Here is a 10621-nt window from a genome sequence, read left to right as displayed (position 1 = left end):
GCCACCTTCATCCAGAGCGAATCGGCCGAATATTTTCACCCCGAAACGCCCGCCGCGCGGCAGCAGGCGAATTTTCTTAATCAACAGCGCTTTCTGAATCCGCCTAAGGTGGAAAGCACTACCATGATGTGGGTGGCCGGCGTGGGCCTGCTGGTGAACCTGTACGGGGTATACCTGCTGCGTAAAAGCTCGGGGGAAAGCCTGAACATGAAGGGGGCCTACTTCGAGGTGCTCTCCGACATGCTCACCTCCGTGGGCGTGCTGGTGGCCGGCGTTATCATGCTCACCACCAAGTGGTACTACGCCGACCCGCTGCTCTCGGCCGGCATTGGCCTCTTCATTCTGCCCCGCACCTGGGTGCTGCTCAAGGAAGCGGTGGACGTGCTATTGGAAAGTACCCCCAAGGATGTGGACCTCGAAACCCTGCGCCAGGGCCTGCTGCAAGTGCCCGGCGTGGCGGCGGTGCATGACCTGCACGCCTGGGTACTCACCTCGGGCGTAAATGCGCTGAGCGTGCATGTCGTGTTGGCCGGGGAGGCTGAGCATGAACAGGTGCTGGCCCGTACCCACGAGTATATCACGGGCCAGCACCCCATTCAGCACGCCACTATTCAGGTAGAGCGCGGCGATTTTGCCCAGCACGAAACCCACCAGTAGCTGACGCCGGCCAGTGCCGGCATCCGAAACCCCAAACCACCCCGCCCATGCCTGATTCTCATTCCGCGGCGCCCACCAACCGCGAGCGCGCCGAGCGCGGCCAGGTGTCGACCCTGGTCGGCATCGGGGCCAATATTGTCCTGATGCTGGGCAAGGGCGGGACCGCGCTGGTGGCCTGCGTTTTCATCGTCTACAACGCCTACCACATTTTCCGGCCCGCGTTCGGCGAAATCATGGACAAGGCCCCGGCCCTCGCCTGGGCTGACGACATCCGGGCCCTGGCCCAGGCGATGCCCGGCGTAGTAACCACCGAAAAGTGCTTCGTGCGCAAGATGGGCTTCGAGTGCTTCGCGGACCTACACGTGGTGGTGGACGGCAGCATCTCGGTGCGCGAGGGCCATGCCATCGCCGGCGCGGTCAAAGCGGCCACCAAGCAGGCGCGCCCCGCCGTGTACAACGTGCTGGTGCACATCGAGCCGTTTTAAAGTATAACGCTCTCTATTTTCTTCTTTCATGACTACTTACGACGTACTCATCATCGGCTCCGGCCCCGGCGGCTACATCGCCGCCGTGCGTTGCGGGCAGCTCGGCCTGAAAACCGCCATCATCGAGAAGTACCCCACCCTGGGCGGCACCTGCCTCAACGTGGGCTGCATCCCGAGCAAGGCCGTGCTCGAATCCACCGAGCTCTATAACAAAGCCACCCACCAATTCATGGAGCATGGCATCGACGCCGACAACCTGCGCGCCGACCTGCCCCGCATGATGGCCCGCAAAGACCAGGTGGTAAAGAAGGTCTGCGACGGCGTGGTGTTCCTGATGAAGAAAAACAAAGTAGACGTTATTCACGGCGTCGCCTCGTTTGTCAACGCCACCACCGTGCGGGTGCAGCCCAGCGACGGGAGCGGTGGGGAAGAGCAGCAGCTGACGGCCAAAAATATCATCATCGCTACCGGCTCCAAGCCCAGCACCCTGCCGTTCATCACCCTGGACAAGGAGCGCGTCATCACCAGCACCGAGGCCTTGGCATTACGCGAGCTGCCCAAGCACCTGATTATCGTGGGCGGGGGCGTCATCGGCCTGGAGCTGGGCTCGGTATACGCCCGGCTGGGCAGCAAGGTGTCGGTGGTGGAATACACCGACGCCCTCATTCCCACCATGGACCGCACCCTGGGTAAGGAATTGCTGCGCTCCCTCAAAAAGCAGGGCCTGGAGTTTTACCTTTCCCACAAGGTCACGGCCGTGGAGCGCAAGGGCGACACCGTGACGCTCACGGCGGAGGGCGGACCGAGTGCCGAGCTCAAGCTGGAAGGCGACTACTGCCTAGTGTCAGTGGGTCGCCGACCCTACACTGACGGCCTGAACCTGGCCGCGGCCGGCGTGGAGCTGGACGAAAAGGGGCGGGTGAAAGTGACCGAAGACCTGCAAACCACCGCAGCCGGCATCTGGGCCATCGGCGACGTGGTGCGCGGGGCCATGCTGGCCCACAAGGCCTCCGACGAGGGCGTGTACGTGGCCGAGCTCATTGCCGGCAAGACCCCGGAAGTCAACTACCTGCTTATTCCTGGCGTGGTGTACACCTGGCCGGAAGTGGCCAGTGTGGGCTACACCGAAGAGCAGCTCAAGGAAGCCGGGCGAGCCTACAAGATAGGTTTGTTTCCCTACTCTGCCTCGGGCCGGGCGCTGGCCGGGGCCGACACGGAAGGGCTGGTAAAGGTGCTCACCGACGCGCAAACCGACGAGATTGTGGGCGTGCACATGATTGGCGCGCGCGTGGCCGACATCATCGCCGAGGCCGTGGGCATCATGCACTTCCGCGGGGCGGCCGAAGACGTGGGCCTGATGTCGCACGCCCACCCCACCTACGCCGAAGCCTTCAAGGAAGCCTGCCTGACCGCGGCCGGCCTCGGCGCCCTCAATATGTAATTGCAGCATAAACCTCCCGTGGACCGCGTTCAAGCACTCAACGTCATGAGTCGCGTCACAATGCCATTAGGTATCCAAACTATGCTGATAAAGATGTTTTACTGCCTGTTGCTGCTGGCTGTCGCCGTAGGGCCGCTGGCGGGATGTGGCAAGAAGATGGGCTCGCATAGCCTACGCCTACGCCTGCAGGTAGCTGTGGACAGTGCCACGCTTACGGTGGTGAATCCCAGCAAGGCGACCTACTACCGGACGGAGGTGGACGTTAACGACGCTTTTCGGTGGGAGCTTGGCACCCTGCGCCCCCAAACCCGGTGCACCGTCCGGCTGGATAGCCTGCATGACGGCGCTGGCCAGCACCTGCCCTGTCAAACGCGCATCGACGACATCTGGTGCTACGCGCAGGACAGCGTAGGCAACTTTAACGCCTTTACCCAGCATCTTTCTCCGAACCGGCCATGATGGAAATTATATGGGACGAGCTGACTGCGGGCCTGCCCAATAAAACGCAGCTAGTACACACCATCATCCGGTTGGTGGCGGCCGCGCTGCTCGGCGGCATCGTTGGCTGGCAGCGGGAGCGGGCGGGCAAGTCGGCCGGGCTGCGCACGCACATCCTCGTCTCGCTGGGCACCACGGTGTTCGTGCTGGCGGCGGCAGGAAGCGGGATGTCGCCCGATGGCGTGTCACGCGTCATCCAGGGCCTGGTCACCGGTATTGTCTTCATCGGCGCCGGGGCCATTCTCAAGCTTAGTCAGACGCGCGAGATTCAGGGGCTGACGACGGTGGATAACGGCTGCCATTGGCGTCACTACCGGCTTGGGCAGCTTGGGGCTGGCCCTGCTCAGCGCGGCCCTGACCTGGGTGGTGCTGACCGTGGCGAGCCGGTTGGAGCGGCCCGCGCCGAGCGACCATTCCAAACCATCGGCCTCTTACGATTGAGGGCAGATTTACGGCATAAAGCCGTTGCTTAGCCTCCCTTTCATCTTCTTCTTATCCATTGTTCACTTATGCCGAACTCCCTGCTCTTGCCTTTTTTACTAACCGCCGCACCAGCGGTGCAGCCCTCCTGGGTGCAGGTGCTGCTCTACGCGCTAGTGCCCGCCGTCGTGATGGTGGTGGGGGCCGGGGTGGCCGTACTGCGCCCGCCGGGGGCATCCATTCGCAGCGCCATCCTGCACTTTGCCGCCGGGGTCGTGTTTTCCGTGGTAGCCGTCGAGCTGCTCCCCGACATCGTGAAACGCCACCGCCCGCTGGAAGTAGGACTGGGCTTTGCCCTGGGAGTGGGGGTGATGCTGGCCCTGCGCTTTTTCACCCGCAAAGCCGCCGATAAGGAGAAGTCTGTTTCGCGGCCGGCCGAGGCACCCGTGGCATCGCAGACTTCTCCGGGGGAAGCGGCGAGTCCGGCCGGCACCTTGCCCATGGGCCTGCTTACCGGGGTTAGCATCGACATTCTCATCGACGGCCTGCTGCTGGGTATTGGCTTCGCCGCCGGGGCCAAGGAAGGCATGCTGCTCGCCATTGCCTTGACCATTGAGGTTTTGTCGCTGGGCCTGGCTACGGCCGTGGAGCTGCGGCAGGAGGGGCAAACCAAAGCCCGGACGGTGGGCATCGTGGCGGGGCTGTCGGCGCTGCTGGTGGTGGGGGCGAGCGTCGGCATCACGGTGCTGCAGGGCGCTTCCGACAATGTCATGGAGTTGGTGCTCTCCTTCGGGCTGGCAGCCCTGCTGTTCCTGGTGACGGAAGAACTGCTGACCGAGGCCCACGAGGAGCCGGAGTCGCCTTGGCTTACCTCCGCGTTTTTTCTGGGCTTTCTGGTGTTTCTCCTGCTGGGCATGCTCGTGTAGGACAGTTATTTAGCTTATCATTTACCATGAATGCTCATAAATTTCTGATTGAACTGACCCTGACGCCAGCCGGCCGCCACATTGCCTTTTCCAAGGAAATGCTGGAAAAGGTGCACGTGTACCGCCGGGTTATTGCCGAAGGCGCGGCGTGGGAACAAGTAGCCGCTAATGTCCGCTCGCCCTTCGTGGATACGTACGCGTTTCCACCTGGTACGACCGTCGAGTACCACGTGCAGCACTTCAACCAGCAGGATGCCTATGAGGGACACAGTAACATCGTGCGCACCACCCTGAACTGACTTCTCACCATACCGAAAACCATGCGCTTTACCGACAAAATTTGCCTCGTTACCGGGGGCGGCTCCGGCATCGGGCGGGCCGCTTGCCAGCAGCTGGCCGCCGAGGGCGGCTCCGTGGCTGTGCTCGACCGGGACGCCGCCACGGCCGCTGAAACCGTGGTCCTAATTGAACGAGCCGGCGGGCAGGCCCTGGCCGTGCGGGCCGATTTGGGCCTAGTGGCCGAGATTGAGGCCGCCGTGCAAACGGTAGTGGCCACCTACGGCCGGGTGGACGTGCTGGTGAACAACGCGGCCATGATGACTTTTAAGCCGATAGTGGACTTGGCGGTGGCGGAATGGGACCTGGTCATGGCGGCGAACCTGCGGGCCGTGTTTCTGCTTAGCAAGCTTTGCCTACCCCACATGCAGGGCGGGGCCATCGTGAACATCAGCTCGGTGCACGCGCAGGAAACCACGGCCAACGTCATTCCCTACGCCGCCAGCAAGGGCGCGATGGAAGCCTTTACGCGGGGCATGAGCCAGGAATACCCGGCCACCCAAGTGCGCACCAACTGCGTGGCCCCCGGTGCCGTGGACACGCCCATGCTCTGGAACAACCCCAACGTAAAAAACGGTAAGGAGAAGATTGAGGGCGAAGTGGGCCACCCCGTGGACATTGCCGGCGCCATCTGCTACCTGGCCTCGGCCGACGCTCACTACGTCAACGGCACCACGCTGGTGGTGGACGGCGGCCGACTCAGCATCCTGTAGCGGCCGGCTAGCCGCGCTTTCCTTTTCCTTTCCCTTATTCTTCCGCCTATGAGTGCGTTCATGTTTGCCACCGGCATCGAAAACAGCTACCCCACCATCAAGCTCCCCGACGGCACCACCCACCGGGTGGACGAGCTGGAAAAAACCGGCCATTACGAGCGCTGGCGCGAGGATTTTGCGCTGGTCAAGGAAATGGGCATCGAGTTTCTGCGCTACGGCCCGCAATATTATCGCGTGCACCTGGGGCCCGACCAGTACGACTGGGCCTTCACCGACGAAACCTTCGGCGCCCTGCGCGAGCTGGGCATCACGCCCATCGTGGACCTGCTGCACTTTGGCCTGCCCGACTGGCTGGGCAACTTCCAGAACCCGGAATTCCCCGAGCACTTCGCCACCTACGCCGGGGCCTTCGCCGCCCGGTTCCCGGACCTGCAGTTCTACACGCCCATCAACGAAATTTTCGTGACCGTCATGTTTTCGGCCCAGTACGGGTGGTGGAACGAATGCCTGACCAGCGACCTGGCGTTCGTGACGGCCCTCAAGCACGTGTGCCGCGCCAACGTGCTGGCCATGCAGGCCATTCTGGCCGTGCAGCCGGGTGCCACGTTCATCCAGAGCGAGTCGGCCGAATACTTCCACCCCGAAACGCCCGCCGCGCGGCCCCTGACCGACTTTCTAAACCAAAAGCGCTTCCTGAGCCTGGACCTGACCTATGGCTACCCGGTGAGCGTGGCCATGTACGAGTACCTGCTGAAAAACGGCATGACCGACAAGGAGTACCACTGGTTTGATGACCAGCGCATCAAGGCCAAGTGCATTATGGGCACCGATTACTACCGCACCAACGAGCGCATGGTGCGCGCCGACGGCAGCACCTACCCGTCCGGCGACGTATTCGGCTACTACGTCATCGCCAAGCAGTACCACGACCGCTACCGCATGCCCATCATGCACACCGAAACCAACCTGTGGGAGCCCGACGCCGTGGGCTGGCTCTGGCGGCAGTGGGCCAACGCCTACCGCCTCAAACAGGACGGCATCCCCATCGTGGGCTTCACCTGGTACTCGCTGCTCGACCAAGTGGACTGGGACACGGCCCTGCGCGAAAACAACGGCCGCGTGAACCCGCTGGGCCTCTACGACCTCAACCGCCAGATTCGGCCCGTCGGGGTGGCGTACCGCAAACTCATTGCCCAGTGGAAGGCGGTGCTCAGCGACGAGAGCTACGGCGTGCACATTAACTATTAGGCCCCGTGCCAGCCTTTATCAGCGCCTTTAACTCCCTTCATCCCTTTATTTCCTCGCATGGCCCTGGCGCAATTGTTCTCGCACCGCCACTTGCAGCTGCACCTGCTCAACCTCAGCGCCCGGCAGCGCCTGCTGACGGCCGTGGCCGTGGGGGGCATCACCTGGCTGCTGCTGCCGGGCACGCTGCAGTCGGCCACTAGGCTGGTGGCGTCCTGGGACGTGTTTTGCCTGAGCAGCCTGACCCTCATCTGGGCCGGCACCCGGCGCGCCGACACGGCGCACATCCGCCGCGTGGCCACCCGGCAGGACCCCGGCCGCACCTGGGCCTTTGTGGCCGTGCTGGTGACGAGCAGCGCCTCCTTGATGGCAGTGGTCGCGCTGTTGTCGGACCTGGCCAAAATGGAAAAAAGCGAGGTCACGATACACGTGCTGCTCTCCATCTGGGCCGTGGTGGGGGCGTGGCTGCAGCTGCACGTGGTGTTTGCCCTGCGCTACGCCCACCAGTACTATAGCGAGGACCTGACCACGGTGCCGCCGGACAACCTCGGCGGACTGGAGTTTCCGGGCGGCCCGCCCGCCAACTACTGGGACTTTGCCTACTTCGCCTTCGTGGTGGGCATGACGGCCCAGACGGCGGACGTGGCCATCACGTCTACGCACATGCGCCAGCTGGTGATGGTGCACGGGATGCTGGCCTTTGCCTTCAACGCCAGCGTGGTCGCGCTCACCGTGAGTCTGGTGGGGGGCCTGCTTTGATTTTTCTGTTTCCCAAAACCCGTAAGTTTTTTCATGTACGTTCAAAAAAACATTCACTGGCGCGTTATCTGGAACTATTCCTGGAAAGACCTGCTGATATTTTTCGTTTACGACTTGACGCTGGCCATCCTGCACGGCCCGATGAAGATGACCTGGCTGGACATTCCCTGGCAGCTGGTGAGCATCCTGGGGGTGGCCGTCTCGTTCTACGTAGGCTTCAAAAACAGCAGCTCCTACAACCGCTTCAACGAGGCCCGGCAGCTGTGGGGCGGCATCGTGAACCGCAGTCGCAACTGGACCATGCTGGTGTTGGCCAACACGCAGCCAGCGCGCGGGACCCTCACGCCCGAGCAAGTGAGCGGCCAGCGCCGGCTGGTGTACCGGCAGATGGCCTGGGTGAATGCCCTGCGCCTGCACCTGCGCCGCCAGCCGCAGCAGTGGGACGCCGATGTGGCCCCGTTTCTGGACCCGGCCGAATCCGACTACCTGCGCGCGACGGCCAACCCGCCGGCGCAGCTGCTGCTGCTCCAGAGCCGGGCCCTGCGCGAGGCCGACGGCCTGTTCGACCCGCTGCAGCACCGTACGCTGCTGGAAGACCTGCGGGAGTTGACCAACCTGCAGGGCGGCAGCGAACGCATTAAAAACACGCCTTTTCCGCGCCAATACGCCTTTTCCAGCGTGGTATTTGTCTGGCTCTTCATTGCCCTGCTGCCGCTGGGGGTGCAGGGCGAGTTCGAGAAGCTCGGCCACGGCCATTACTGGCTCACGGTGCCGTTCTCGGTGCTCGTGTCGTGGGTGTTCGTCACCATCGAGCTGGTGGGCCACATCAGCGAAGACCCGTTTGAGAACCGCATGAACGACGTACCCATGACGGCCCTGTGCCGCACCATTGAAATCGACTTGCGGCAAATGCTGGGCGAAACTTCCTTACCCCCGGCCGTACAACCAGTTAAAGGGGTTCTGTATTGAGGGTGCTTGCCCATGCCTGCAACGAAAGCTCGGCGGCGGGTCCCGTTACGCAAGCGCTGCTGCTTCCGTGTGTACCGTCAGCTTGTCTTCCACTACTGCCCCTATCACACCCCACTAAAAGTTTTACCTCTTATGGCGCTATATTCTCTTCCTACGTCTTGGTTTGCCGGCTTGCTGCTCACCTGCTGCCTGGGCACCGCTCAAGCCCAGCAGCTGCCCCCACCGCCGCCGGTACCCGCGGCCGACACCCTGCACAAGTACGAGCGGCCCGCCACCGGCCCGGCCGCTGTCGAGCACAAGGGCTTCTTTCAAAGCAAGGGCTTTCGGGCCACCATCGTACCGGCCGTGCTCATCGGCTACGGCATCAGTACCATCAACGGCAATGGGTTCTACTCCAGCTACTCGGCGCAGCACGATGTACGCGACCTGTTTGGCTCCTACCGCAGCACGGTCGATAACTACCTGCAATTCGCGCCCTACGCCATGCTGGGCGGGGTGCTGGCCCTGGGGGTCGAGTCGCGCAACGACCGGGTGAACCTGCTGCTGGTCATCGCCAAGTCCGAGGCCATCATGCTCAGTTCCGTGTTCGTCGTCAAGGCCACCACCGGCATCCTGCGGCCCGACGGCTCAGACAAGCTCTCGTTTCCCTCGGGCCACGCGGCGCAGGCCTTCCTGGCCGCCAGCATTGTGCACACGGAACTGCGCGATAAAAGCCAGTGGTATGGCGTCGGAGCCTATACCATTGCCACGAGCGTGGCGGCCTACCGCATGATTAACAACAAGCACTGGCAGAGCGACGTCGTGGCCGGGGCAGGCTTCGGCATTCTCTCGGCCCACCTGGCCTACCTCACCCACCGCTACCGCTGGGGGCAGAAGCCGAAGGACACGGCGACGCTGCGCGTCACGCCGCTCTACTACGCCGGGGCCGCGGGCCTCACCCTGAACTGGCAGCTGCACTGAGCCGCCCCGCGGCGAGTGGCTACAACTGGGTCAGCACAATCACTTTTTTCGTGGGCATGAGCCCGACAAAGCGCGCCGAAACCCCCTTGCCTCCCGCTGCCGGCCGCAGCCGCAGCCGCGGGAGCAGGCCCAGCCAGCTGTTCTGCCACTCGGCCGCTGCGGCCAGCGGCGGCGCGGCGGCCCCCGGCAAGGCCCGCGCAAAGGTGCGGATGGCCGCGTACGCCGCCGGGGTTACCCGCAGCGTCACCTGGTACAAGTTTCGGGCATCTCCTTCAAAAATGGCGGTAAGCTTGAAGAATGCGCCACCCAAGGTGAGGTACGTCCGCCCGAGCTGGTTCCGCACCGGGTTGGCCGCGGTGGTGAGCGGCTTTAACCGCTGCCGCACGATGGCTTCGGCAGCCCCGATGGGCAGCAGGTCGCAGAGCAGCTTAAACAGTCGAATGGCTTCCGATGGCATGGGTTATGTCGTAGTGGGGCGAACCCCGCCCTAAGGGGACTAGGCGACGCCTGCGCCCCGTCAGGCGGGCATTTTTGGTAAATTTACGCTTTCCCCCACTCCTTTTCTTCGGGCCACCCTGCTCCTTACTTCCTCTCTTATGCTGATAGTACATGTCCCAGCCCCACGCTAACATCGAACTGCTGCTGGTGCCCCAGGGCCGGCAGCTGAACTTTTCCAAGGAGCTGCTCGAAATCATTGACGTCTGCCGCCGCGTGGGGGACGAGGCGGCCCCCTGGGAGATAGTGGCCCACAATGCCCGCTCGCCTTTTATCGACACGACCGTCTTCCCGCCCGGCACGGTGGTGGCGTATTACGTGCTGCACGTAAACCAGCACGGAGAGCAGGAAACCCGCAGCAATGTGGTACGCACTACGTTAAGCTAGTATTTTCCTAACCTTCTTTTCCCTCCTTTGGGTATGTTTGATTCCGCCACTTCCTTTTCTACGCTTACCAGGGCCCTCTTGCTCGCGGGCAGCCTGCTGGTCGGCAGTTGCAATGGCCGGTCAGACGCGACGAACGGCACCGGGGTAACGGCGCTGCCCGCCACCATGATGGGGGCCCTGCACGGCATGGCCCAAAACTCCCTGGCCCTGGTGCCCACCGGTAACCTCGACGGGTACTTTGCGCAGCTCATGCGCGAAAACCACCGGGCGGCGGTGGCCATGTCGGCGCTGGAGCTAAAGCAGGGCCAGGACCCCGCCCTGCGCAACATC

General features: G+C 63.1%; 15 protein-coding genes. 14 read left to right on the top strand and 1 reads right to left on the bottom strand.

Annotation, left to right across the window (positions count from 1 at the left end; genetic code table 11):
- From E4631_RS25290 to E4631_RS25235, 12 genes are all read left to right on the top strand, one after another.
- A partial coding sequence (locus E4631_RS25290; RefSeq protein ID WP_133658647.1) for a cation diffusion facilitator family transporter occupies positions 1-657 on the top strand: 657 nt, incomplete at its 5' end.
- Between the two features lie 47 nt (positions 658-704).
- Entirely contained in the window at positions 705-1142 is a 438-nt protein-coding gene (locus tag E4631_RS25285) for a cation diffusion facilitator family transporter (RefSeq protein WP_133658646.1), read from the top strand.
- A gap of 28 nt (positions 1143-1170) precedes the next feature.
- A complete protein-coding gene (gene lpdA, locus E4631_RS25280; RefSeq protein WP_133658645.1) occupies positions 1171-2583 on the top strand; it encodes a dihydrolipoyl dehydrogenase in 1413 nt (470 codons plus the stop codon).
- A 45-nt stretch (positions 2584-2628) separates the two neighbouring features.
- Entirely contained in the window at positions 2629-3042 is a 414-nt protein-coding gene (locus E4631_RS25275) for a hypothetical protein (RefSeq protein WP_135318676.1), read from the top strand.
- The gene (locus E4631_RS25270; protein ID WP_240735240.1) at positions 3039-3554 is read left to right on the top strand and encodes an MgtC/SapB family protein; all 516 of its coding nucleotides are present in this window, start codon (positions 3039-3041) and stop codon (positions 3552-3554) included. The genes E4631_RS25275 and E4631_RS25270 overlap by 4 nt, the downstream gene beginning before the upstream one ends.
- A gap of 36 nt (positions 3555-3590) precedes the next feature.
- The gene (locus E4631_RS25265) at positions 3591-4427 is read left to right on the top strand and encodes a ZIP family metal transporter (protein WP_240735238.1); all 837 of its coding nucleotides are present in this window, start codon (positions 3591-3593) and stop codon (positions 4425-4427) included.
- Between the two features lie 26 nt (positions 4428-4453).
- On the top strand, positions 4454-4726 hold the full coding sequence (locus E4631_RS25260) for a hypothetical protein (RefSeq protein WP_133658643.1): 273 nt from the start codon (positions 4454-4456) through the stop codon (positions 4724-4726).
- 21 nt (positions 4727-4747) lie between these two features.
- Positions 4748-5476: an SDR family NAD(P)-dependent oxidoreductase gene (locus E4631_RS25255; protein WP_133658642.1), complete on the top strand. Its 729-nt coding sequence runs from the start codon at positions 4748-4750 to the stop codon at positions 5474-5476.
- Between the two features lie 48 nt (positions 5477-5524).
- Positions 5525-6724 (top strand): family 1 glycosylhydrolase, encoded by a 1200-nt coding sequence (locus tag E4631_RS25250; protein WP_133658641.1) that lies wholly within the window; start codon positions 5525-5527, stop codon positions 6722-6724.
- A 57-nt stretch (positions 6725-6781) separates the two neighbouring features.
- On the top strand, positions 6782-7480 hold the full coding sequence (locus tag E4631_RS25245; protein ID WP_133658640.1) for a DUF1345 domain-containing protein: 699 nt from the start codon (positions 6782-6784) through the stop codon (positions 7478-7480).
- A 33-nt stretch (positions 7481-7513) separates the two neighbouring features.
- On the top strand, positions 7514-8449 hold the full coding sequence (locus tag E4631_RS25240) for a bestrophin family protein (RefSeq protein ID WP_133658639.1): 936 nt from the start codon (positions 7514-7516) through the stop codon (positions 8447-8449).
- 132 nt (positions 8450-8581) lie between these two features.
- Positions 8582-9409, top strand: coding sequence for a phosphatase PAP2 family protein (locus tag E4631_RS25235; RefSeq protein WP_166648160.1), 828 nt, complete (start codon positions 8582-8584; stop codon positions 9407-9409).
- A gap of 19 nt (positions 9410-9428) precedes the next feature.
- Here the strand turns inward: E4631_RS25235 and E4631_RS25230 are convergent, their stop codons facing one another.
- A complete protein-coding gene (locus tag E4631_RS25230) occupies positions 9429-9866 on the bottom strand; it encodes a hypothetical protein (RefSeq protein ID WP_135318675.1) in 438 nt (145 codons plus the stop codon).
- A gap of 152 nt (positions 9867-10018) precedes the next feature.
- Here E4631_RS25230 and E4631_RS25225 point away from each other — a divergent pair, with 152 nt between their 5' ends.
- Entirely contained in the window at positions 10019-10291 is a 273-nt protein-coding gene (locus tag E4631_RS25225; protein WP_133657813.1) for a hypothetical protein, read from the top strand.
- Between the two features lie 33 nt (positions 10292-10324).
- Positions 10325-10621: DUF305 domain-containing protein (locus tag E4631_RS25220; RefSeq protein ID WP_133657812.1), on the top strand; the 297-nt coding region annotated here is incomplete at its 3' end.

Source organism: Hymenobacter sp. UV11, from assembly GCF_004684095.1.
Lineage (GTDB): Bacteria > Bacteroidota > Bacteroidia > Cytophagales > Hymenobacteraceae > Hymenobacter.
This window is presented reverse-complemented; position numbering and strand designations above follow the sequence as displayed.

What these genes read in the sequence shown, in the direction of transcription:
- E4631_RS25245 (WP_133658640.1), top strand. Translation starts at nt 6,782, where the DNA reads ATGGCCCTGGCGCAATTGTTCTCGCACCGCCACTTGCAGCTGCACCTG.
- E4631_RS25265 (WP_240735238.1), top strand. Translation starts at nt 3,591, where the DNA reads ATGCCGAACTCCCTGCTCTTGCCTTTTTTACTAACCGCCGCACCAGCG.
- E4631_RS25255 (WP_133658642.1), top strand. Translation starts at nt 4,748, where the DNA reads ATGCGCTTTACCGACAAAATTTGCCTCGTTACCGGGGGCGGCTCCGGC.
- E4631_RS25250 (WP_133658641.1), top strand. Translation starts at nt 5,525, where the DNA reads ATGAGTGCGTTCATGTTTGCCACCGGCATCGAAAACAGCTACCCCACC.
- E4631_RS25235 (WP_166648160.1), top strand. Translation starts at nt 8,582, where the DNA reads ATGGCGCTATATTCTCTTCCTACGTCTTGGTTTGCCGGCTTGCTGCTC.
- E4631_RS25240 (WP_133658639.1), top strand. Translation starts at nt 7,514, where the DNA reads ATGTACGTTCAAAAAAACATTCACTGGCGCGTTATCTGGAACTATTCC.
- lpdA (WP_133658645.1), top strand. Translation starts at nt 1,171, where the DNA reads ATGACTACTTACGACGTACTCATCATCGGCTCCGGCCCCGGCGGCTAC.
- E4631_RS25230 (WP_135318675.1), bottom strand. Translation starts at nt 9,866, where the DNA reads ATGCCATCGGAAGCCATTCGACTGTTTAAGCTGCTCTGCGACCTGCTG.
- E4631_RS25225 (WP_133657813.1), top strand. Translation starts at nt 10,019, where the DNA reads ATGTCCCAGCCCCACGCTAACATCGAACTGCTGCTGGTGCCCCAGGGC.
- E4631_RS25270 (WP_240735240.1), top strand. Translation starts at nt 3,039, where the DNA reads ATGATGGAAATTATATGGGACGAGCTGACTGCGGGCCTGCCCAATAAA.
- E4631_RS25275 (WP_135318676.1), top strand. Translation starts at nt 2,629, where the DNA reads ATGAGTCGCGTCACAATGCCATTAGGTATCCAAACTATGCTGATAAAG.
- E4631_RS25285 (WP_133658646.1), top strand. Translation starts at nt 705, where the DNA reads ATGCCTGATTCTCATTCCGCGGCGCCCACCAACCGCGAGCGCGCCGAG.
- E4631_RS25260 (WP_133658643.1), top strand. Translation starts at nt 4,454, where the DNA reads ATGAATGCTCATAAATTTCTGATTGAACTGACCCTGACGCCAGCCGGC.